This window comes from Kribbella lupini, assembly GCF_039529595.1.
GTDB classification, from domain to species: domain Bacteria; phylum Actinomycetota; class Actinomycetes; order Propionibacteriales; family Kribbellaceae; genus Kribbella; species Kribbella lupini.
Genome location: NZ_BAAANC010000002.1, coordinates 2339638 through 2360820, shown reverse-complemented (window position 1 = coordinate 2360820; position 21183 = coordinate 2339638). Strand labels below are relative to the sequence as shown.

The window sequence follows — 21183 nt, the reverse complement described above, 5'->3', positions numbered from 1 at the left end:
AGTCTAACAGCGCTGTTACAGTTGCCGGATGATCGATCACGGGATGCTGGATGTGGGCGACGGGCACCAGGTGTACTGGGAGGTCTGCGGCAATCCCGACGGAAGGCCCGCGGTCGTCGTGCACGGTGGGCCGGGGTCGGGAGCGGGTGCGTTCTGGCGGGACTTCTTCGACCTGAGCACGTACAAGGTCGTGCTGTTCGACCAGCGGAACTGCGGTCGCAGTACGCCGGACGCCGGTGACGACGAGGTCGATCTCAGCACCAACACGACAGCCCACCTGGTCGCGGACATGGAGCAGCTGCGGCACCAGCTCGGCATCGAGCAGTGGCTGGTGCTCGGGGCGTCGTGGGGTGCGACGCTCGGGCTTGCGTACGCCGAGCAGCACCCGTCGGCGGTGTCGGAGATCGTGCTGTTCAGCGTCACCAACACGACCGCGCGCGAGGTCGAGTGGATCACCCGCGAGATGGGCCGGGTGTTCCCCGACGAGTGGCGGCGCTTCCGGGACGGCGTACCGGAAGGCGAGCGGGACGGGAATCTGGCGCTGGCGTACAGCCGGTTGCTGCACGACCCGGATCCGGCGGTGCGGGACCGCGCGGCGCGGGACCGCGCGGCGCGGAACTGGTGCGACTGGGAGGACACGCACGTCGCGACCCACGGCGCGGGGATCCAGCCGAGCAAGCGGTACGCCGATCCGCGGTTCCGGTTGCGGTTCGCCCGGCTGGTCTCGCACTACTGGGGCCACGCGGGCTTCCTCGAGGACGGCGTGCTCGAGCGGGAGGCAGGCAAACTGGCCGGCATTCCCGGCGTACTGGTCGTCGGGCGGCTCGACTTCAGCAGTCCGGTCGAAGCCGCGTGGAAGATGACACAGCGGTGGCCGGACGCCGAGCTGAAGATCGTCGAGGACGCCGGGCACGGCGCGGGCAGCACGAGCGTCTCGGACCTGGTGAAACAGGCTGTGGCCCGCTTCGCCGAGCGCTAGTCCAGCCGGCGCTTCTGGGGATAAGGGGTTTCGCCGCGGCTCAGTTCGTCGACGTAGCGGGTGATCCACTTAGTGCGGGTTTCGGGGCGTTTGGACGTCTGAAGTCGGTAGAGGATCGCGAACCGGTTCTGCTGGGTGAGGATCGCGAACATCGCCTCGGCCTTCGGTACGGCGGCCAGCGCTTCGGCCAGGTCCGGCGGGACCTCGCGGGTGGTCGCCTCCCCGTACGCTGCGTCCCAGCGGCCGTCGGCCTTCGCGCGCTCGACCTCGGCGACGCCGGCCGGGCGCATCCGGCCCTCCTCGTGCAGGCGCTTGATGATGCCGACGTTGCGGAGCGACCAGTTGCTGCGGGGACGGCGTGGGGTGTAGCGCTGCTTGAAGGTTCGCTCGTCGCGGCTCACGCGTTGCCCGTCGATCCAGCCGTGGCACAGCGCCTCCTCCAGCGCTTCGTCGTACGTCAGGCTGGTCGGGTCGGTCGTCCCCTTCTTCGCCAGGACGAGCCAGATGCCGTCCGACGTCTGGTGCTCGGCCGTGAGCCACTCGTGCCACGCCGCCACGTCGGCGAAGACGTGCTCCTCCATCGGCTTCACGAGGCGGCGGCGGTGTAGCGGGCGGCGAGCGTGGCGGCGGCGGCCTTCAGCTCCGGCGGGCCGACGAACTCGAGGTCACACTCGAACATGCCGAAGTTGGCGGCCAGACCGGTCCACGACCAGCCCGGCAGGATCAGGCGGCAGCTCGTCGGCGTGATCTCCTCGACCACGGCGTCGCGACCGGCCCAGCGGGCGATGTCCGACGCCTTCGCCTGCAGGATCGCCTCCCCTCGGCACGGCCATTCACCGCGGCCGGAGAAGCGCGCCGAGATGTACGTCGCGACGTCGGGTTCGGGCAGTTCACGCGGGGTGAAGCGCGGACCCGACGGAGTCTTCGGCTGCATCCGGTCGACGCGGAACGTCCGCCAGTCCTTCCGGTCCAGGTCCCAGCCGACCAGGTACCAACGCCCTCCCCACGTCACCAGGTGATGCGGTTCGACCTTGCGTGGCGGCACCCACTCGTCCTCGGAGGCGCCCGGCGACGCGTAGTCGAAGCGCAGCACCTCGCGCGCGCGGACCGCCGTACCGATTGCGATCAGGTGTTCGGAGTCGACCTTGGTCCGCTTCGAGTCGGCCCAGCGGTCGACCGTCGTCACCTGCAGCGCGTCGACGCGTTGCCGCAGCCGGGCCGGCATCACCTGGCGGACCGTCGCGAGTGCACGCAACGCGCCCTCCTCGATGCCGGTCACGGTGGTCGTCGCCGTCTGCAGCGCGACCGCGACGGCGATCGCCTGGTCGTCGTCGAACAGCAGCGGCGGCAGGTCGGCCCCGGCGTCGAGCCGGTAACCGCCGTCCGGCCCCTTGCTCGCGCGGACCGGGTAGCCGAGATCGCGCAACCGGTCGACGTCGCGGCGGACCGTGCGCGGGCTCACCTCCAGCCGTTCGGCGAGCAGCGCACCCGGCCAGTCGCGGCGCGCCTGCAGAAGGGACAGCAGCGCGAGGAGTCGTGCGGAGGTCTCGGACATGACCTCAGATTGCCAGAAGTACCGGCCAGAACCTGTCCTCTTCTCCTGGAAATGTCGTCCTCGAGAAAGCCCCCGACGAAGGAGACCGACCGTGATCAGCACCCGAGGACTCACCAAGGATTTCGTGGTGAGCCGTACCGAGACCGTGCACGCGGTCCGCGGCATCAGCCTGGACGTCGACCCCGGCGAGCTCGTCGCGGTCCTCGGCCCGAACGGCGCCGGCAAGACCACCACGCTGCGGATGCTCACCACCCTGATCGCCCCGACCTCGGGCACCGCGACCGTCGCCGGGTACGACGTGACGTCGCACCCGTCCCAGGTCCGCCGGCAGATCGGGTACGTCGGCCAGGGCAACGGCGCCGGCCACCAGCACCGCGTCGGCGACGAGCTCGCCGGCCAGGGCGTCATCTACGGCCTGGACCGCCGGGCCGCGAAGCACCGGGCCGAGGAGCTGCTCGACGGCCTGGAGCTGAAGGAGCTCGCCCAGCGCAAGGTGTCCGAGCTGTCCGGCGGTCAGCGTCGCCGGCTCGATGTCGCGATGGGACTCGTGCACGCGCCGGGGTTGTTGTTCCTCGACGAGCCGTCGACCGGGCTCGACCCGCAGAACCGGGCCAACCTGTGGGACCACATCCTGCGGATGCGCGAGCAGTACGCGATGACGATCGTGCTGACGACGCACTACCTGGACGAGGCGGACTCGATGGCCGAGCGGGTGGTCGTGGTCGACCACGGCGAGGTGATCGCGGACGACACCGCCGACGCGCTGAAGAGCCGGCTGGCCGGTGATCGGCTGGCCCTGACGGTTGCTCCTAGCAACCAATCACGGCTGCGGGAGTTGGCGTCGAGGCTGCCTGGGGCCAGGGAGTTCGAGGTTGCGGGCGACCAGGTCAGCCTGCGGGTGACCGACGGCCCCGCCGCCCTGCCGATCCTGCTCGGCGCGGCCCAGCAGTACGGCGTACCGGTGGCTGCTGCTCAGGTGCACCGGCCGACGCTCGACGACGTGTTCCTCAATCTGACCGGTCGCAGCCTGCGCGACGCGAATGGAAAGGCCGCCGCATGACCACCTTGACTGTTTCTTCCGTCTCCGCATCCACTTCCCGGGTGCAGGACCGCAGCCTGTTGCGCGACATCCGGATCGTGATGGTGCGCGAGCTCAAGCCCGTACTGCGGGATCCGTTCTCGTTGCTGTTCGGGATGATCCAGCCGCTGATCTTCCTCGGGCTGTTCGGTCCGCTGCTGGCCGGGTCGATGGGCGGCACGCTGGACGGCGGCGTCTGGCAGTGGTTCGTGCCGGCGATCCTGGTGATGACCACGCTGTTCGGTACGTCGGCGACCGGGTCGAACCTGCTGTTCGAGTTCCAGACCGGCGCGCACGAGCGGATGCTGGTGACGCCGCTGAGCCGGTCGTCGCTGCTCGTCGGCCGGGCGCTGAAGGAGATGGTGCCGCTGTTCGGCCAGGCGGTGATCGTGATCGCGGTGATGGTGCCGTTCGGTTTCGACCTGCACCTGGACGGCGCGATCGTCGGGCTGGTGCTGCTCGCGGCCTTCGGTATCGGGCTCGGGTCGTTCAGCTACGCGCTCGCGATCGCCGTACGGAAGCAGGACTGGATGTTCTGGGTGGTGCAGCAGACGTTCCTGTTCCCGCTGATGATCCTGTCCGGCATGCTGCTCCCGCTGGAGACCGGCCCGGAGTGGATGCGCGTCGCGTCGAAGTTCAACCCGCTGTCGTACCTGGTCGAGGCCGAGCGCACGCTGTTCGCCGGCGAGGTGTGGTCCTCGGCAGTCCTCTGGGGCTTCGCCGCCGCGATCGTCACTGGCGCACTGGGCCTGACGGTGGGCATCCGAACGATGCTGAGGTCGGCCGACTGACCGGACACCGAAGGACCTCGGGGTGCTCCCGAGGTCCTTCGGCGGTTCAGCGCAGGTGGGCGGCGGTCACCTTGTTGAGGTGGATGAGGACGTCGTACGACGCCGCGAGGGCGACCGGGGAGTCCGGCCAGGGATACGCCGTGCCGATGTCTCGGGTCGGGCGCTCGGTGGACAGCCAGGTCTTCGTGGTGCGCGGCAGGGTGCGCAAGTCGACGTAGTAGTCGCGGTAGGCGACCTTGTCGAGCGTGTACTCGTTGTTGCCCGCCGCGGCCGGCGCGACCGTGAACTCGCGGATCGCGCCGTTCACGTCGTTGATGTCGCGGGCGTTGAACGAGCCGTGGTCGAAGCTCAGGCCGATCGGCACGTAGCGCTTGCCGAGCTGCTCGCGGAGGAACTCGCCCTGGATCTTCGGGTACTCGGCCGGCATCGACGAGGTCAGCGCGATGTGTCCGTTGTGGGCGCCGAGCACGACCTTGGCGCCGGTGTGCCGGGTCCACCAGAGCGTGTTCGCGGCCATCACCTCGTCGCGGAACCGCATCGCCGACGGCAGCACCTTCGGGTCCTCGATGTCGTACGAGACGAACTTCGCGACCTGCCAGGCGGCGCGGGCGTGCTGCGTGGCCCAGACCTGCGCCTCGCTCTTCGGCAGCGACTCGACCGCGGCCAGCGCCTGCCGGGTTGCCGCCTCGATCCGCTGCCGTTCGGCGAGCGGCTTCGCGACCAGCCCGGTGAGGAAGTCGGCGGCGTTCGCGTCGGACCGGATTCCGGCGTACGCGCTGGTGAGCTGCGGGACCAGCGCCGGGCGGACCTTGCCGACGTACGCCGTGACCAGGTCGAGCGTCGCGGGCGAGATGTAGCCGAGGTCGTCACCGACGAAGTGCAGCTTGCGGGCGTGGGTCTGGTTGTAGGACCGCATCCACTCGATCAGGTCGAGGTACTCCTCGGCGTTCCAGAACTCGTACGAGCCCTGGAACTCGTGCTGCATGATCGCCCGCGGATCACCGATGCCGTGCACGACGTACCGGTCGAGCGCGACGCCGGTGCTCCAGCTCGCCTCCAGCGCGAAGGTGGTGAAGCCGCGCTGCTCGACGAGCGCCCGGAAGATGCGGTGCTTCAGCGTGAAGAACTCGCTCGAGTTGTGCGTCGCCTCGCCGATGCCGACGACCTGCGCGTCGCCGACCATCCGGACGAGCGGCTTGAGGTCGTACACCGGCCCGGCTGCCTTGGTCGAGAGCAACGGGTACGCCGCGCGGTTGAGCGCCGGCACCGGGTTCTGGGCGGCCGCGCTGACGGCGCTGTGCGGCGGCGCGACCACGGCAGTTGCCGCGGGCAACGCGGCGGCGCTGAGCAGGGCGGCAGCCGCCCACGCGGCGGCGACACGGCTGTTTCGCTTCATCGGAGGTCCTCCGGGAGAGTCGGAATCTGTTGCTTCCAACCCTTCCGCCTCCGGCTCCGCGCCCCCATCCCGTCCGCGCCCGGATCGGGGGTGGAGCAGGCTCTACCCCTGCAACTTGTTCAGGGTGTCGCGGAGGCCGGTCTCGGCCTCGTCGCCGAGCTTCCTGAACGGGGCCTTGAGGAACGGTTCGGCCAGGCGGGCGAGGCCCTTGAGGGTGAAGTCGGCGCGGTAGGTGACCGTGGTGCGGTCGCCGTCGGCGTGAAAGGTCATCGTGTCCAGCGCCGCGATCGTCTTGTTCTGGCCGCGGACCTGGAACAGCCGGTTCGGGTCGACCTGCTCGACGACGTACTCGAGCTCGGTCCGCTTGCCGTTGAAGGTCGAGACGTTCCGGTACGCCGTACCAGGACCGCCGTCGCCGGAGATCCGGGTGGTGCGGACGGTGCCGGGATCCCACTCGGTGGTGGTCTCGAAGTCGGACAGGTAGCCGAAGACGATCTCGACCGGCCGGTCCACGGTGACGGAACGCTCGACGGTGATCACCTCGCCCACGCTAGCGGGCGCATAAGTTTTGCAGAACCTTCAGCCGGTCGTGTGCGCGAGGATCGCCGGGACGGCGACGTTCCACGTCGGGGCGGGGAGCTCGTGGCCGGCGCCGGGGAGGAGCACAAGGTGGGCGCCCGGGATCTCGCGGGCGAGGGCCTCGCCGTGGGCGGGTGGGAAGAGCGGGTCCTCGGTGCCGTGCAGGACGAGGACCGGGACCTTGACCTCGCCGAGGCGGGGGCGGGCCGGCGGGGTGTCGTCGTCGGGGAGGACCCAGTGGTTGGTGACGGCCGACGCGAGATTGGTGGTGCGCGCGATCATCGTGCGGAGCAGGTCGCGGCGGGCGGGTTCGTCGTACGGCAGCGTGCCGGCGTACAGCTTCTCGTCGGCGATCAGCTGGTCGAGCGCGGCCTCGGTGTCGGACCAGTCGGTCGGCGGGGCCTCGCTGCTGAAGCTCTCGCGGATCCGGTCGGCCGGCGGAGGCAGGTCGTCGCCGAGCGGGCTGGTGGAGGCGAGCGTCAGGCTGCGCACCCGGTCGGGGAAGTCGAGACCGATCTGCAGGGCGATCGCGCCGCCCATCGACAGGCCGACCAGGTGCGCCCGCTCGATGCCGAGCGCGTCCAGGATGCCGACCGGATCCTTGAACAGATCAGGCCCCTCGTACGCCGGTTCGCCCGGCGGGTAGCTGACCGAGCGGCCGGTGTCGCGGTGGTCGTAGCGGATCACGTACCGCGGCCCGGCCGCCAACTGCTCGCAGAACGGGGTCTCCCAGTAGTCCATCGAGGCAGCGGCGCCGTGGATCAGCAGCACCGGCGGATCGGCCGGGTCGCCGAAGGTCTCGACGCAGAGCTCGACACCGTTCACGGGCAGCAGCTGCTCGGTCATCCGGACTCCCTACTCGGCCCTGATCAGCGCGAGTCCGAAGGCGATGACGCTGAGCGCCCCGGCGACGGCCCGCAGGTTGTTCGCAGGGTTCCACTTGGCCAGGTACGACGTCCAGTCGGTCGTGCCCGCGGCGAGTCCGTCGTTGAGCGGGATGTTGATCGCGAAGCTGATCACGATCACGCCGACCAGGTAGAGCGCCGAGCCGGCCACGATCCAGCCCTTGCCCGGGGTGTCCCGGACCAGGGCCAGGACCGGGAGGGCCAGGCAGACCAGCGCCGTACCGCAGAAGACCAGCAGGAACAGCGGGTTCTGGATCCGGACGTTGATCAGGTTCATCGCGGCCGCGCCCTGGCCGGCCGGCATCCGCTGGAGCGAACTCATCACCGAGGTGCCGAAGGCGAAGAAGAGTCCGCCCATCAGGGCACTGCCGAGCAGGCCCGCGAGCGTCAGGATCTTGGTCATGCGGACCACACTCCGGTCGCCGCGGTCTCGCGGGCCCAGTCGGAGAAGTCGCGCGGCGCCCGGCCGAGCAGCTCCCGGACGCTGTCGTCGGAGACGTACTCCGACCGGTGGTGCCGGATCACCGCGAACAGGTCGCGAACCGACTCGGCGTCCTCGCGGTCCAGGCCGATCCCGACCAGTTCCTCGACGTGCTGCTCCGGCTCGAGGTCGACGTACCGGATGTCGCGGCCGGTCGCGGCGGACAGCTCGGCCGTGACCTCGGCCATCGTCAGCGTGCGCGGGCCGGACAGCGTGTAGTGCTGACCGCTGTGCGAGTCATCCAGGAGCACGGTCGCCATTACGTCCCCGACGTCGTTGGTGTCGATCCACGCCTCGCCGCCGGTGCCGGCCGAGACCCGGACCTCCCCCGCCAGCACGTAGTCGAGCAGGAAGTCCTCACTGAACCCCTGCATGAACCACGCGGGCCGGACGATTGTCCACTCGGCGCCGCTCTCCTTGACCGCGTTCTCCAGTTCGACGCTGCTCTCGTAGACGGCGAACTCACGCTCCGGGCTGCCGACGCCACGTCCGGACAGCAGCACCACCCGGCGAAGGCCCTCGGCCGCCGCCTGCTTGACGAAGCGGCCCGCCTGGGTCAGCCCGGTCGGGCCGACCGGCGGTGCCAGGTACGCCGTGTCGATACCGGCGGCGACGCCGGACCACGTGTCTTCGTCGTACCAGTCGAAGCGCTGCTCGCTGGACCGCGAGGCGAGCCGCACCGGGACGTCGCGCTGCTCGAGCCGGTCCACCACGCGTCGGCCGGTCTTGCCCTTGCCACTCAGGATCAGAATCGGTGTCGTTGTCATGGCTTCACTTCATCGTGTTTGCGTGAGAGTAACCATGGTTGTCCGGCGCATTTCGATGTCTGAGAGTCTCAGCTATGGTGGTCGGCATGGATGTTCTCGACGATCTGCTGGCCGGCACCCGGGCGCGTGGCGGGGTCTTCAACCTGACCGTGCTCGACCCACCGTGGGGTCTGCACATCGTCGACGAGGCGCCGCTCGCACTGGCCACGCTGGTCCGCGGGTCGGCCTGGATCATGCGCGACAGCATGGACCCCGTCCGGATGAACGAGCGGGACGTCGCGGTGCTGTGCGGACCCGAGCCGTACGTCGTGGCGGACACTCCGGAGACCGAGCCGCAGTTGCGGATCCACCCGGGCGGCATCTGCGAACCGTTGCCTGGGGCACCTGTTGACTACAGTGCGCGGCTCGGGGTGCGCACGTACGGCGGCCGGCCCGAGGGCGAGGCGATGGTTGTCAGCGGCACCTATCAGCTCGAGGGAGATGTCAGCCGCCGGCTGCTGACCGCGTTGCCGCCGGTGCTCGTCGTACCGGCGGCGGAGGTCACCGGGCCGGTGATGGAGATGGTGCTCGGCGAGATCCAGCGCGACGAGCCTGGGCAGCAGAGTGTGCTGGATCGCTGGCTCGATCTGGCGTTGATCACGACGTTGCGGGCGTGGTTCGCGCGGCCGGAGTCGCACGCGCCGGGCTGGTACCAGGCGCAGGCCGATCCCGTGGTGGGGTTGGCGTTGCGGTTGCTGCACGAGGATCCGGCGCATCCGTGGTCGGTCGTCGAGCTGGCCGATCGGACGGGAGTTTCGCGGGCGAGCCTGGCTCGGCGCTTCACCGCGCTCGTGGGCGAAGCGCCGATGGCCTATCTGACGGGCTGGCGGATCACGCTCGCCGCCGATCTGCTGCGAGAGACGAACCAGACCGTCGAGTCGATCGCCCGCCGGGTGGGCTATGCGAACGCGTTCGCGTTGTCGGTGGCGTTCAAGCGGCTGCGCGGCACGAACCCGACAGCCCACCGACGGGCCTCGACTGCTGCCTGATGACAGCGGGACCCGCGGAGGCTACTTCCGGAACAGGAGGCGGTCGTCGGCGGTGAAGGTGAGGGGCGACGGGGTGAACCCGGCGTCCTCGGCGACCGCGGTCAAGGCGTCGGCCGTCCAGCGATGGACGTGGATGTTCATCGGGTGGCCGCCGTACCCGGAGGTCTTGTGCGTGGACTCGTCGCCGACGTGGAAGCCGACCAGGAGCACTCCACCCGGAGCGAGCACCCGGTGGAACTCGGCGAACGCCGTCGGGACGACGTCCCGCGGCAGGTGGATGATCGACCACCAGGACACGATCCCGCCGACCGAACCGTCGGGCAGGTCGAGCGCCGTCATCGAGCCGACGCGGAAGTCCAGGCCGGGATGATCGCGCCGAGCGACCTCGATCATCCCGGGCGACAGGTCGATGCCGACGACGTCCAACTCTCGCGACGCCAGCAAGGCAGTGGTGCGTCCCGGACCGCAGCCGACGTCGAGAACCAGGCGGTCTCCGGCCAGCGACGCGACGAGATCGAAGGACTCAACCTCCAGGTCGGCGCCGTCCACCACGCGTTCGGCGTACGAGACGGCCACGTTGTCGTAGGACCAGGCGATGTCGGCGAGGTAGTCAGTCACGCGGGCGAGGCTAGCGCCGGCCGGGGACAGTTCGGGCTTGCGTCAAGCGGTGGTGGTGTCGATGAAGGCCAGGGCCTGCGGCCAGGCGAGCTGGTAGGCGTCGGCGTTGACGGGTTTGTCGTGGCGGTCGCGGTTCGTGAAGCCGTGGTCGGCGCCGGGGTGGAACAGTGCGACGGTGGCGCCGGTCGGGCGGGACTGGAGCGAGGTCTGCAGGGCCTCGAAGTCCGCGACCGGTACGGCGGCGTCGGCGCCGGGGTAGCTGACCAGGACGGGCGCGGTGATCGCGGCGGCGTCGGCGATCGCGTCGTGCGTCTGGTTGGGTCGGAGCTCGGCAGGGACGGTCGGGTGGAACGCGGTGACGTTGGCCAGGCGATGGTCGCGGGCGCCGAGCAGGATCGCGAAGCGGCCGCCGAGGCACCAGCCGGCGACGCCGGCCTTTGCCGCGCCGAGGTCGCCGAGCAGGTGGTCCAGGAGCTGGGTCTGCTCGGCGAGCGCGGCGTCGTCGTCCATCTGCAGGAGCAGCTCGTGGAGCTCGTCGACGGTGGAGTTGTCGGTACTGCGGCGGTGGAAGGGATCCCAGGTCAGCGCGGTGATCCCGCGGGCGGCGAGCTCGTCGGCCCAGTCGCGGATCTGCTCGCCGATCCCGGTGATCATCGGGAGCAGCAGCATCCCCGGACCGTTGGCGCGGCCGGTGGCGAGGTAGGCGGTCAGACTTCCGACGGAAACGTAGTCACCCATGCGCCGCACGGTACTAGCCGCGGTGGGCGGCCAGCATGCGGAGTCCGGCCGCATTGACCATGACCAGGATGATCGCGGCGAAGACGACCAGCGCTACTTCGGCCGGGAGCAAGGCGATGCCGAGGCCGATGGCCAGTACGGGCAGTGCGAGGCCGGCGTACGCGATCAGGAAGAGAGCCGCGAGGACCTCACCCCGGGAGCCGGCGTCGGCGAGGCCTGCGGCGGTGGCGACGGCGGCGCGGAAGACCAGGCCGACCCCGGCGCCGGCGACGACGCCGCCGATCACGAACAGCGCGAGGCTCGGGATCAGACCGCCGGCCGCGATTCCGACCAGGCCGGCGGACATGAACGCCAGGCCGAGCTGCAACTGACGCGTGCGGGTGAGCTGGACGAAGACGACCTGGCTGGCGGCGCCGGCGATGAAGACCGCGAAGGTCACCACCCCGGCGAGCAACCGGGACGTGTGGTGCAGCGTGCCTGCGAGGAAGGTCGGGGCGAGCGACGTGAACAACCCGAAGATCGCGAACGCCGCGAAGGCACCCGCCGCCGACGCGAAGAACAGCGGCTTCGCGGCCGCCGGCAGCGCGACCCGCTGCGGCCGGTACGCCGGACGCGTCTCGCGCCGCTCGACCGTCTCGGGCACCAGCGCGATGCCGACGGCGCTGATCACGAGCAGCACCAGGAACACCTCGTACGGCCGCTCGATCGGGCGGCCGACGTACTCGGCCAGCAGCCCGCCGATCAGCGGACCGAAGGCGAGACCGCCCAGGTTCACCATGCTGGAGATCAGCGCGGACCGGCTCGGGTCCTCGTCCGGCCGGGCGATCTTGCGCAGCTCGGACAGGTGCGCCGTCGCGGTCGCGGTCAGGATGCCGACGCCGACGCCGGACACGAATCGCGCGATCAGCAGGCCGGGGACCTCCGGCCAGAACAGGAAGATCAGCGCGGCGACCACCTCAGCCAGCACGGCGAGCAGCGCGATCCGGCGCCGGCCGAGCCAGTCGCTGACGTGGCCGGCCAGGTACAGGCTCGCCATCACGCCGACGGCGTACGCGGCGAAGATCACCGTGATCAGGAAGGTCGGGAAGCCGTCACGCTGCTGGTAGATCGCGTACAGCGGCGTCGGCACGGTGGAGAACGCCATCGTGACGAGGAAGGCGGCGGCGATCGTCCAGAACCCCGGACCGTGCGAGAAACGGACCTTCGTGCCGACGGCGTCGACCGCCCGCGGTCCGGTGATTGTTGTCATGTCTTCAGGGTGACCCCGATGATCTATCGAATCAAACGAAGATTCTTGCACTCTCTTATCGCCTCCGACGATAATTGCTGCTGTGGACTCGAAGCAGCTGGAGTACTTCGTCGCGGTCGCCGAGGAACTGAGCTTCACCCGCGCGGCCCAGCGGCTGTTCACCGTCCAGTCCACGGTGTCGGCGGCGATCCGCGGCCTGGAGAGCGATCTGAAAACGACGCTGTTCGACCGGTCGACCCGGCGGGTGAGCCTGTCGCCGGCCGGGCAGGCGTTGCTGCCGGAGGCGAAGGCCGCGCTGGAGGCTCTCGACCGGGCGCGGGCCGTCGTGGAGGAGGCGTCGACGGGACTGCGCGGCAGCGTACGGATCGGCACGATGACCCGCCTCGGACTGGTCGACCTGGCCGGCCTGCTCGGCGCGTTCTACCAGCGCTATCCCCTGGTCGACGTCCAGGTGACGACGTCGCCGACTGGTTCGACGGGGTTGGCGGACGACGTACGGCACGGGCGGCTCGACGTCGCGCTGGTCGGCGCGAACCGGTCCGACCTGGTCGGACTGGAGCCGCGTGAGCTCGCGACCGTCGGGTTCGTCGTGATGGTGCCGACGACGCATCGGCTGGCGGCGCGGACCGACGTACGACTGGAGGATCTGCGCGGTGAGCGGTTCGTCGACCTGCTGCCCGGGTTCGGGAACCGGACCAACGTCGACCGGGCCTTCGACGCGGCCGGGATGCCGCGGCGGGTGCAGGTCGAGGTACCCGATCTGACCACGGTGCCGGAGTACGTGCGGGCGGGACTCGGGGTGGCCGTCGTACCGGATCTGGGGCCGGAGCACCCGGGCATCGCCCGGCTGCGACTGACCGGGATCGAACTGACCTGGACCCTGTCGGCGATCACGTTGAGTGGTCGCCCGCCCAGCCGTGCGGTGGCGGCGCTGCTCGATCTGATGGCGGACGGTGTCCGGCCTGGCGAGGGGCACTACTAGCGGAATGCGGACAGACCTGTGGATGTTGTGGTCTACAGCTTTTGGTGATGTATCACCGACAAGCCTTTGCCACGGATCGTCCGGCACGTTCCTGCCGGCGGAGGAAGGAAGTGCTTGATGGCAACCGTCTCGTTCAAGGGCGCGACCCGGGTCTACCCCGGGAACGACACCCCCTCGGTGAACCAGCTCGACCTCGACATCGAGGACGGCGAGTTCATGGTTCTGGTCGGCCCGTCCGGCTCCGGCAAGTCGACCGCGCTGCGGATGCTGGCCGGCCTGGAAGAGGTGAACGAGGGCGCGATCTTCATCGGCGACCGCGACGTCACGAACAGCCCGCCGAAGGACCGTGACATCGCGATGGTGTTCCAGAACTACGCGCTCTACCCGCACATGTCGGTCGCCGACAACATGGGCTTCGCGCTGAAGATGCAGGGCATCCACAAGGACGACCGGATCAAGCGCGTCCAGGAGGCCGCCAAGCTGCTCGGCCTCGAGGAGTACCTCGACCGCAAGCCGAAGGCGCTCTCGGGCGGTCAGCGTCAGCGCGTCGCGATGGGCCGCGCCATCGTGCGCAACCCGCAGGTCTTCCTGATGGACGAGCCGCTGTCGAACCTCGACGCCAAGCTGCGGGTCCAGACCCGTACGCAGATCGCCGAGCTCCAGCACCGCCTCGGCGTCACCACCGTCTACGTCACCCACGACCAGATCGAGGCCATGACGATGGGCGACCGGGTCGCCGTCCTCAAGGACGGTCTCCTGCAGCAGGTCGACACCCCGCTGAACCTGTACGACGCCCCGAAGAACCTCTTCGTCGCGGGCTTCATGGGCTCGCCGGCGATGAACCTGATCGAGGCCCAGATCGTCGACGGCGGCGCGAAGATCGGCGACTTCGTCGTACCGGTCGAGCGCGCGCTGCTGGCCAAGGCCGGTGACGACAAGACCGTGACGCTGGGCATCCGCCCGGAGTCGTTCCACATCGCCGACGAGGGCCTGCCGGTCCGCGTCTCGGTGATCGAGGAGCTCGGCTCGGACGCGTACATGTACGGCAACGCCGAGCACACCACGACCCAGCAGCACGTCATCGCGCGGGTCGGCACGCGGACGCGGGCCGAGACCGGGTCGCTGGTGCACCTCGCGCCGGAGCCCGGCAAGCTGCACCTGTTCTCCACCACCACCGAGGAACGGCTCAACGCCTGATTCCTCCACCAGCCCGTAGTACGGCCTAGCGGCTCGACACGTACTACGCCACTCGGCCCCGGAGCGGTTCACCCGCCCGGGGCCGCGGTGGTTCTGGCTAGGGTTTGTGGATGACGTGGAGGGCTGAGGACCCGGGTGTGCTGCGGCTGCCGTCCGGGCAGTTGGTGCGTGGACGCGGGTTGCGGGATCCAATGCCGGCGGGGCCGCTGCCGTCGTACGCCGTGTACCTGCTGGGCAAGGAGCCGCCGGCCGTCGAGTGGGAGAGCCGGTGGTTGCGCTGGCCGGACTTCCGGCTGCCGGCCGACGCCGTGGAAGCGCGTGAGGTCTTCGTGGATGCGCTGGCCCGGGTGCAACGGGGTGAGCGGGTCGAGTTCGCTTGCGGGGGTGGGCGCGGACGAACCGGTACGGCGCTCGCTTGTCTCGCGATTCTTGACGGGGTGCCGGCGGACGAGGCCGTTGCCTACGTGCGGGCGAACTACAGCTCGCACGCCGTGGAGACGCCCTGGCAAAAGCGCTACGTCCGGCGCTTCACTCGCTAATTCTGTTGACCCTTCCTGAGTGGTGGCCTTGGCTGGGCCCGTGACGATCGAGCGCAGCAATCCCGCGGCCCTGCACCCGACCCCCGGCTACCACCACGTGACGACCGTCGAGGCGTCCCGCCTGGTCTTCCTGGCCGGACAGTGCCCGTTGGACCCCGCCGGCGATCTGGCCGCCGAGGACCTGGAAGGCCAGACCGCCCAGGTGATCAGCAACATCCTCACCGCCCTCGAGTCCGCGGGCGCGACTCCCGAGGACGTCGTCCGCACGGTCATCTACGTCGTCAGCCAGAACCGCGAAGAGCTGGCCGCGGTGTGGACCCAGCTCAACGCCTCGCCGTTGGCCCCCGCCTTCACGACCGCCAGCACCCTTCTCGGCGTCGCGCAGCTCGGCTTCCCCGGCCAGTTCGTCGAGATCGACGTCACCGCGGCGCTGTGATCCCACCCGCCGAGGTCGTCGAGTACGACGAACGCTGGCCGCAGTGGTTCGACGAGCTCCGGGCCGGGCTCGACGGGTTGCTCACCGACGTACCGCACGTGATCGAGCATGTCGGCAGCACCGCGGTGCCGGGCCTGGCGGCCAAGCCGATCATCGACCTGGACGTCGTGGTGCCATCGGTCGACCAGGTGAAGCCGGCCGTCGCCGCGCTGGCCGCGGGCGGTTACCGGCATCAAGGCGATCTCGGGATCACCGGCCGCGAGGCGTTCGAGCTGCCTGCCGGGGTGACGCACTACCACCACCTGTACGTCGTCGTCGAGGGCAACGAAGCGCACCGGGATCACGTCGTCCTGCGGGATCTGTTGCGAGCGGACGCCGGCGCGCGGGAGCGGTACGCGGCGCGGAAGCGCGAGCTGGCGCCGTTGCTGACGAGTGATCGGGCGGCGTACGGCGAGGGCAAGGCGGCGCTGATCGGGGAGCTGGTCGGCCAGGCGCTCGGGCGCTGAGACCAGCGGGCGACCGTTCAGATCGCATGGTTAGGCTGCAGCAGGCCGGTCGGGTCGAGCTGTTGGCGGAGCCGCTTGAGGCGGTCGATGTCGTCGTAGGCCTCGGCGACCTGCCCGGGGGTGAGTGGGCCGAAGCTGAAGTTGAGCTGGCGGCCGATCGACGTCCACGGCTCCAGGATGTGGCGGTGCAGCTTGGTGAAGTCCTGCTCGCCGGGCGAGAGCACGGTCAGCGCGTACTGCGCCTCGCGGTGGCCGACCGCGTTCGGGATCGCGGGCGGACGGGACAGCGCGCCGCCGAGGTGACGGATGCCGACGACGCACATCGCGCGGGCCTCCGGGCCGGCCAGCTTGGGGATGGTCGAGAGTGCGACCGGGTCGAGGTCGGCGAGCAGGATGTTCTGGGCGCGGTAGCCGTGCGGCTGCTCGGGCTCGGCGAAGATACGGCCGGACTCGGCGTACGGGATCTCGCCGAAGGTGTCCAGCACCGGCTCCCCCAGCGCGCGCAGCGGCGCGATCAGCTGCTCGGCCTGCGTGAGGTCGCCGAGGATGCAGAGCTGGAGCTGCGCGATGTGCTTGCCGCGCAGCGGCGCCGGGACCATCGGGATGTCCGGCAGCACCAGTACGCCGACCGCTGACGTGACCTCCTCGGGCACGGTCGCCGTCCACTCTCGCCAGGTCTGGAGCACGTCGGGCGTCGTCGCCAGGTCGTAGTACAGGCTGCCTCCCGCAACCGTTGCGACGTCGAACAGACCGATCTCCAGCTCGGTGACGACACCGAAGTTGCCGCCGCCACCACGCAGCGCCCAGAACAGCTCGCTGTCGTCCGGCGTGACCGAGCGCAGCTCGCTGTCGGGCGTGACGAGGTCGATCCGGCGGACGTGGTCGGCGGCGAAGCCGTACTTGCGCGCCATCAGCCCGAGCCCGCCGCCGAGCGTGTACGGGATCGCGCCGACGCCGGGGAAACTGCCGGACAGCGGAGCCAGCCCGTACGGCCTGGTCGCGGCGGTCACCTGCTGCCAGGTCGCGCCCGCCTGGATCGTCGCGGTCTTCCGCGCGGCGTCGACGGTCACACCGGCGTACCCCCTGGTTGTGACGAGCACGCCGTCGGTCGGGGTGGTGTGGCCGTGCCCGCTCGCCTGGACGGCGAGCCGCAGCTCGTGGTCGCGGGCGTAGCGCACCGCCTCCTGGATGTCGGCCGCGCTGGTCGCGCCGAAGATGCGCGCCGGCCGGTGCGGATCGCGGCGCTGGAAGCCGGTGCGCTGGTCGTCGTAGCCGTCGGTTTCAGGGGTCCAAGTCCTCATGCCGCCGACCGTAGACGGCGTTCCGGACAGAGGTTGTCCTCAAGCTGTGGATATCTTTGTGGATATGAACGACCTGCCGGGACGACTGCTGCGGCTGCTGTCGCTGCTGCAGTCGCGCCGGGAATGGTCGGGCGCCGAGCTCGCCGAGCGGCTGGGCGTGACCGACCGGACCATCCGCCGGGACGTCGACCGGCTGCGGTCGCTCGACTACCCGGTCGTCGGGACGACGGGGACGGCCGGTGGATACCGCCTGGTGTCGGGGCGCGCGATGCCGCCGCTGGTGCTCTCGGACGAGGAGGCGGTGGCGGTCGCGGTCGGCCTGGCCGGCGCGGGCAGCGGCGGGATGACGGGGATGTACGACAGCTCGATGAGCGCGCTGGCGAAGCTGTCGCAGGTGCTGCCGCCGCGGCTTCGTCCACAGGTCGCGGCGGTCGGGGCGTCTTCGGTGGTGGCCCGGGCGGATCTGCCGCAGGTCGATCCCGGGCGACTGGCGGTGCTCGCCGCGTGCTGCCGCGATCTGGAGATCGTTGCCTTCAGCTACGAATCACGGCACGGTGAGACGACCAGCCGGCGGGTCGAGCCGCATCACCTGGTCGCGCTGGTGGGGACCTGGTACCTGCTCGCTTTCGACCCGGACCGCGACGACTGGCGCAGTTTCCGGGTCGACCGGATCAGCGACGTCCGGCCGAGCCGGCACAAGTTCGCCCGGCGGGAGATCCCGGCCGCCGACGCCGCGACGTACCTGGCCGAGTCGTTCGCGGCGGCGACGTACAAGCACTCGGCGGTGCTGCGCGTCGCGCTGTCGGAGGAGGCGGTTCGGGAGAGCTTCTACGGGTGGTGGCTGCCGGGCACCGTCGTACCGACCGGGCCGGAGTCGTGCGTGCTGACGCTGAGCGCCGACTCGGCCCAGCTGCTGATCCAGTACGTCGCCGGAGTGGTTGCCCTGGGCGCCGACTTCACGCTGGAGGCGCCGCCGGAGACGGCGGCGATCATCCGGTCGGTCGGCGCGCGGCTCGTCGCTTCGTCGTCTGCTTAGGCGGTGATCAGCCCGATCCCCAGCGTCAGGGCGCCGACGGCGAGGCTGGCCGCGCCGACCCAGAGGATCGCGAGGAACTTGTTCGGCTGGGTGACGTTCTTGCCGGCGGACGAGGCGAAGAAGCCGCCGGACATCAGGATCGCCGCGACCGGCAGCGCGAGCCGGCCGATCCACAGCCAGAAACCGCTGAGGCCGGTCTGGTCGACGTACAGGAGACCGACCAGGCTGAGGATCACCAGGACGCCGGCGTGAGCGTGACCGGCGCGGGCGAACGCCTTCTGAAAGTCGGTCATCGGCACTTGGCCGCGGGCGATCTTGGTCAGGAACCAGCCGCCGAACTCGATCGTGACGATCGTCAGCAGGATGACGCCGGCCAGCGTGCGGGTCGGGTCGGTCATTGGGGGTGCTCCTTCAGTGGGTCTCGACGAGCTCGCGGTGCGGCTCGGCGGACGGCATACGGGTTGATCGGGCCGCCCAGACGGCGACCGCGATGTAGAGGACCTGCTCGGGGATGCGCTGCCACAGCGGCGTCGCGGTCTCCCCGTTGGCGAACGAGATCTGCTCGACGGCCTCGTAGATGTTGGCCGGGAGCAGTGCGACGAACAGCGCGGCGAGCGACCAGCCGGCCGCCCAGCGGGTGGCGGTCAGGACCAGGCCGAGCGCGCCGAGCAGTTCCAGTACGCCGGTCAGGTAGACCATCGCGTCGGCGTACGGGACGAACGGCGGGACGATGCGAACCATGTCCGCGTGGTTGGGCATGACGGTCACACCGGCCGGGACGAAGTGGGCGCTCGCGGTCAGCACGAGCATCACGGCCAGCCCGTGCGCGGCGGCCACCGGCCAGCGGGCGAACCGGCGGACGCCGAGCGCTCCGAGCCCGCGGAAGACCAGCGTCGCGAGGACGAGCACGAGATCGAGGAGCATCTGGGGCTTCCCTTCGAATGGATAGTCGGACTATCCGTTAATGGATACTGCTACTATCCATCACAGGTCGAGGGAAGGCAAGGCAGTTATGCGGATCGCGGAGTTGAGCCGGCAGTCGGGCGTCCCGGTGCCGACGATCAAGTACTACCTGCGCGAGGGATTGCTACCGCCGGGCGAGCTGACCAGCCCGAACCAGGCGTCGTACGGCGAAGCCCACCTCCGCCGGCTGCGGCTGATCCGCGCGCTGATCGACCTCGGCCAGGTGCCGGTCGCCCGCGTGAAGGAGATCCTCGAGGGCCTGGACTCCGACGAGCTGCCGCTGCACGACCAGATCGGCCGCGCCCACCGCGCGATCACCCCGGCCCGCACCCCCACCGCCGGCACCGAAGAACGCACGGCAGCAGCCGACCAGGTCCGCGACCTGATCGCCCGCCGCGGCTGGAAGGTCGAGCCGGACGCCCCCGCGCTCACCACGCTGATCGAGACGATCGCCGCCCTCCGCACCCTCGACCAGAACCACCTGGCCGACTTCCTCGACTCCTACGCCGACGCGGTCGAGAAGTTCACCGCCCTCGAGGTCGCCGCGGTCACCGCCCGCACCAACCCCGACCAGATCGCCGAAAGCGTGGTCATCGGCACCATCCTCGGCGAGACCCTGATCGCGTCGCTGCGCCTGCTCGCCCAAGAATCCATCTCCGCCGACCGCTGGAAGGACTAGCGGGCCGACCGCAGCCCGGCGAGCAAGACCTCGAGCAGCCGCGGGACCCGGTCGTCCCACTCCTCGGGCTTCACGTGCGCGAGGAACCACGACAGCAGGATCACGTCGCGCGGGTCGACATCCTCGCGCAGTACGCCGGCCGCGGCGCCGGCCGTCAGGAGCGCACCCAACGCTTGGCCGAGCTTGGTGTGCGTCTCCGCGGAGATCTCGGCCCAGGCCGACGCGTCGACCGCGTCGATCACCCCCCGCTTGACCTGCGCGTACGCCGCGAGCCGGGCGAGCCAGCGTTCGAGGGCCGCCAAGGGCTCGTGCTGCTCGAGCAGCCGGCGGGCTTCCGCGACGAGTTCGTCGATCTCCTCGGCGTACAGGGCGGCGACCAGTTCGTCGCGGGTGGTGAAGTGGCGGTACAGCGTGCCCTGCCCGACGCCGGCCTGCTTCGCGACCGCGCTGAGCTTGAGTTCGCCGGGTCCGGCGATCAGCACGCGGGCCGCCTCGAGAATGGCGGCCCGGTTGCGGGACGCGTCGCTTCGCACGGTGCGGACACCTCCTGGGTTGCAAACGGACAAAGTGTCCGCTTCAATGAAGTGGACACTTTGTCCGATTCAGTGGTTACGGAGACTAGTCATGGCAGTGCTCGACGACAAGGTAGTGGCGATCCTCGGCGCCAGCAGCGGGATCGGCGCCGCGACGGCGCGGCGGCTGGGGCGAGCCGGTGCCGCGATCGTGCTCGGCGCCCGGCGGACCGACCGGCTCGTCGCGCTGGCCGAGGAGATCCGCGCCGCCGGCGGCCGGGCCGCGACGGTGGCGGTCGACGTCACCGACCCTGACGCCGTCCGCCGGTCCGTGCAGACCACCGTCGCGGAGTTCGGCCGGCTCGACGTCCTGGTGAACAGCGCCGGCATCGGCCCGATCTCTCCGATGGCCGCGCGCCGCGCCGCCGACTGGGACGCGATGATCGACGTGAACCTGCGCGGCGTACTGCACGGCATCGACGCGGCGCTTCCGGTCTTCGAGCACCAGGGCCGAGGCCACTTCGTCACGATCGTGTCGACCGCCGGCCTCAAGATCACTCCGACCATGGCCGTGTACGGCGGCACGAAGAACGCCGTCCGCACGATCTTGGAAGGCCTGCGGCAGGAGTCCACCGACGGGACGATCAAGACCACGGCGATCTCACCCGGCTACGTCCGCACGGAGTTCGGCAACTCGGTCACCGACCCCACCATCCGTGCCCAGGTCAGCCAGGGCATGGCCGACTTCGCCCTCGACCCCGACAGCGTCGCCCGCGCCGTGGAGTACGTGATCGACCAGCCCTGGGACGTCGAGATCGGCGAACTCACCATCCGTCCGACCGTCCAGGGCTGACCACCGCGCGCCAAC

Annotated in this window: 26 protein-coding genes; 12 read left to right on the top strand and 14 right to left on the bottom strand. The window is 70.2% G+C overall.

Annotation, left to right across the window (positions count from 1 at the left end; genetic code table 11):
* The first annotated feature begins 28 nt into the window (after positions 1-28).
* Positions 29-979 carry a prolyl aminopeptidase gene (gene pip, locus ABD235_RS24595; protein WP_344177989.1) on the top strand — a complete coding sequence of 317 codons (951 nt, stop codon included), beginning with the start codon at positions 29-31 and terminating at the stop codon, positions 977-979.
* On the opposite strand, the gene ABD235_RS24590 is transcribed toward pip, so the two are convergent.
* Positions 976-1560 carry a YdeI/OmpD-associated family protein gene (locus ABD235_RS24590; RefSeq protein ID WP_344177986.1) on the bottom strand — a complete coding sequence of 195 codons (585 nt, stop codon included), beginning with the start codon at positions 1558-1560 and terminating at the stop codon, positions 976-978. The genes pip and ABD235_RS24590 overlap by 4 nt on opposite strands.
* A gap of 5 nt (positions 1561-1565) precedes the next feature.
* Positions 1566-2534, bottom strand: coding sequence for a helix-turn-helix transcriptional regulator (locus ABD235_RS24585; protein WP_344177983.1), 969 nt, complete (start codon positions 2532-2534; stop codon positions 1566-1568).
* Between the two features lie 91 nt (positions 2535-2625).
* Between ABD235_RS24585 and ABD235_RS24580 the strand changes: the two genes are divergently transcribed.
* Both ABD235_RS24580 and ABD235_RS24575 read left to right on the top strand, forming a co-directional pair.
* Positions 2626-3594, top strand: a complete 969-nt coding sequence (locus ABD235_RS24580) for an ATP-binding cassette domain-containing protein (RefSeq protein ID WP_344177982.1) — start codon at positions 2626-2628, stop codon at positions 3592-3594.
* A 41-nt stretch (positions 3595-3635) separates the two neighbouring features.
* Positions 3636-4403, top strand: coding sequence for an ABC transporter permease (locus tag ABD235_RS24575; RefSeq protein ID WP_344177980.1), 768 nt, complete (start codon positions 3636-3638; stop codon positions 4401-4403).
* A gap of 46 nt (positions 4404-4449) precedes the next feature.
* Here ABD235_RS24575 and ABD235_RS24570 read toward each other — a convergent pair whose 3' ends face one another.
* The 5 genes from ABD235_RS24570 to ABD235_RS24550 form a co-directional block, all read right to left on the bottom strand.
* Complete coding sequence (locus ABD235_RS24570; protein ID WP_344177978.1) at positions 4450-5799, bottom strand: erythromycin esterase family protein; 1350 nt, start codon at positions 5797-5799, stop codon at positions 4450-4452.
* 102 nt (positions 5800-5901) lie between these two features.
* Complete coding sequence (locus ABD235_RS24565; RefSeq protein ID WP_344177976.1) at positions 5902-6339, bottom strand: SRPBCC family protein; 438 nt, start codon at positions 6337-6339, stop codon at positions 5902-5904.
* Positions 6340-6378: 39 nt separating this feature from the next.
* Positions 6379-7224 carry an alpha/beta fold hydrolase gene (locus ABD235_RS24560; RefSeq protein ID WP_344177973.1) on the bottom strand — a complete coding sequence of 282 codons (846 nt, stop codon included), beginning with the start codon at positions 7222-7224 and terminating at the stop codon, positions 6379-6381.
* A 9-nt stretch (positions 7225-7233) separates the two neighbouring features.
* Positions 7234-7686 (bottom strand): anthrone oxygenase family protein, encoded by a 453-nt coding sequence (locus ABD235_RS24555; protein ID WP_344177970.1) that lies wholly within the window; start codon positions 7684-7686, stop codon positions 7234-7236.
* Positions 7683-8531: an NAD(P)H-binding protein gene (locus ABD235_RS24550; protein ID WP_344177968.1), complete on the bottom strand. Its 849-nt coding sequence runs from the start codon at positions 8529-8531 to the stop codon at positions 7683-7685. The genes ABD235_RS24555 and ABD235_RS24550 overlap by 4 nt, the downstream gene beginning before the upstream one ends.
* Positions 8532-8617: 86 nt before the next feature.
* On the opposite strand from ABD235_RS24550, the gene ABD235_RS24545 reads away from it, so the two are divergent.
* On the top strand, positions 8618-9559 hold the full coding sequence (locus ABD235_RS24545) for an AraC family transcriptional regulator (RefSeq protein ID WP_344177965.1): 942 nt from the start codon (positions 8618-8620) through the stop codon (positions 9557-9559).
* Between the two features lie 21 nt (positions 9560-9580).
* Here the strand turns inward: ABD235_RS24545 and ABD235_RS24540 are convergent, their stop codons facing one another.
* From ABD235_RS24540 to ABD235_RS24530, 3 genes are read right to left on the bottom strand one after another with little or no spacing between them, the layout of a single operon-like run.
* Positions 9581-10177: a class I SAM-dependent methyltransferase gene (locus tag ABD235_RS24540; RefSeq protein WP_344177963.1), complete on the bottom strand. Its 597-nt coding sequence runs from the start codon at positions 10175-10177 to the stop codon at positions 9581-9583.
* Between the two features lie 42 nt (positions 10178-10219).
* Positions 10220-10915: a dienelactone hydrolase family protein gene (locus ABD235_RS24535; RefSeq protein WP_344177961.1), complete on the bottom strand. Its 696-nt coding sequence runs from the start codon at positions 10913-10915 to the stop codon at positions 10220-10222.
* A 13-nt stretch (positions 10916-10928) separates the two neighbouring features.
* The gene (locus tag ABD235_RS24530; protein WP_344177959.1) at positions 10929-12164 is read right to left on the bottom strand and encodes an MFS transporter; all 1236 of its coding nucleotides are present in this window, start codon (positions 12162-12164) and stop codon (positions 10929-10931) included.
* An 82-nt stretch (positions 12165-12246) separates the two neighbouring features.
* Between ABD235_RS24530 and ABD235_RS24525 the strand changes: the two genes are divergently transcribed.
* From ABD235_RS24525 to ABD235_RS24505, 5 genes are all read left to right on the top strand, one after another.
* A complete protein-coding gene (locus tag ABD235_RS24525) occupies positions 12247-13146 on the top strand; it encodes a LysR family transcriptional regulator (protein WP_344177957.1) in 900 nt (299 codons plus the stop codon).
* 117 nt (positions 13147-13263) lie between these two features.
* Positions 13264-14343 (top strand): ABC transporter ATP-binding protein, encoded by a 1080-nt coding sequence (locus tag ABD235_RS24520; protein WP_344177955.1) that lies wholly within the window; start codon positions 13264-13266, stop codon positions 14341-14343.
* Between the two features lie 110 nt (positions 14344-14453).
* Positions 14454-14882: a protein-tyrosine phosphatase family protein gene (locus ABD235_RS24515; protein WP_344177953.1), complete on the top strand. Its 429-nt coding sequence runs from the start codon at positions 14454-14456 to the stop codon at positions 14880-14882.
* Between the two features lie 40 nt (positions 14883-14922).
* Positions 14923-15318 (top strand): RidA family protein, encoded by a 396-nt coding sequence (locus ABD235_RS24510; protein WP_344177950.1) that lies wholly within the window; start codon positions 14923-14925, stop codon positions 15316-15318.
* Positions 15315-15824, top strand: a complete 510-nt coding sequence (locus tag ABD235_RS24505; RefSeq protein ID WP_344177948.1) for a GrpB family protein — start codon at positions 15315-15317, stop codon at positions 15822-15824. Before ABD235_RS24510 ends, ABD235_RS24505 begins: the two co-directional genes overlap by 4 nt.
* A gap of 17 nt (positions 15825-15841) precedes the next feature.
* Here the strand turns inward: ABD235_RS24505 and ABD235_RS24500 are convergent, their stop codons facing one another.
* Positions 15842-17125 carry an FAD-binding oxidoreductase gene (locus tag ABD235_RS24500; protein ID WP_344177946.1) on the bottom strand — a complete coding sequence of 428 codons (1284 nt, stop codon included), beginning with the start codon at positions 17123-17125 and terminating at the stop codon, positions 15842-15844.
* Between the two features lie 64 nt (positions 17126-17189).
* On the opposite strand from ABD235_RS24500, the gene ABD235_RS24495 reads away from it, so the two are divergent.
* Complete coding sequence (locus tag ABD235_RS24495; RefSeq protein ID WP_344177944.1) at positions 17190-18161, top strand: helix-turn-helix transcriptional regulator; 972 nt, start codon at positions 17190-17192, stop codon at positions 18159-18161.
* Here ABD235_RS24495 and ABD235_RS24490 read toward each other — a convergent pair.
* Positions 18158-18559: a hypothetical protein gene (locus tag ABD235_RS24490; RefSeq protein WP_344177942.1), complete on the bottom strand. Its 402-nt coding sequence runs from the start codon at positions 18557-18559 to the stop codon at positions 18158-18160. The two genes, ABD235_RS24495 and ABD235_RS24490, sit on opposite strands and share 4 nt — an antisense overlap.
* A gap of 13 nt (positions 18560-18572) precedes the next feature.
* On the bottom strand, positions 18573-19085 hold the full coding sequence (locus tag ABD235_RS24485) for a DoxX family protein (protein WP_344177940.1): 513 nt from the start codon (positions 19083-19085) through the stop codon (positions 18573-18575).
* A gap of 88 nt (positions 19086-19173) precedes the next feature.
* Between ABD235_RS24485 and ABD235_RS24480 the strand changes: the two genes are divergently transcribed.
* Complete coding sequence (locus ABD235_RS24480) at positions 19174-19803, top strand: MerR family transcriptional regulator (protein WP_344177938.1); 630 nt, start codon at positions 19174-19176, stop codon at positions 19801-19803.
* Here ABD235_RS24480 and ABD235_RS24475 read toward each other — a convergent pair.
* The gene (locus tag ABD235_RS24475; RefSeq protein WP_344177936.1) at positions 19800-20336 is read right to left on the bottom strand and encodes a TetR/AcrR family transcriptional regulator; all 537 of its coding nucleotides are present in this window, start codon (positions 20334-20336) and stop codon (positions 19800-19802) included. The genes ABD235_RS24480 and ABD235_RS24475 overlap by 4 nt on opposite strands.
* Before the next feature lie 91 nt (positions 20337-20427).
* On the opposite strand from ABD235_RS24475, the gene ABD235_RS24470 reads away from it, so the two are divergent.
* A complete protein-coding gene (locus ABD235_RS24470) occupies positions 20428-21168 on the top strand; it encodes an SDR family oxidoreductase (RefSeq protein WP_344177934.1) in 741 nt (246 codons plus the stop codon).
* The last annotated feature ends 15 nt before the right edge of the window (positions 21169-21183 follow it).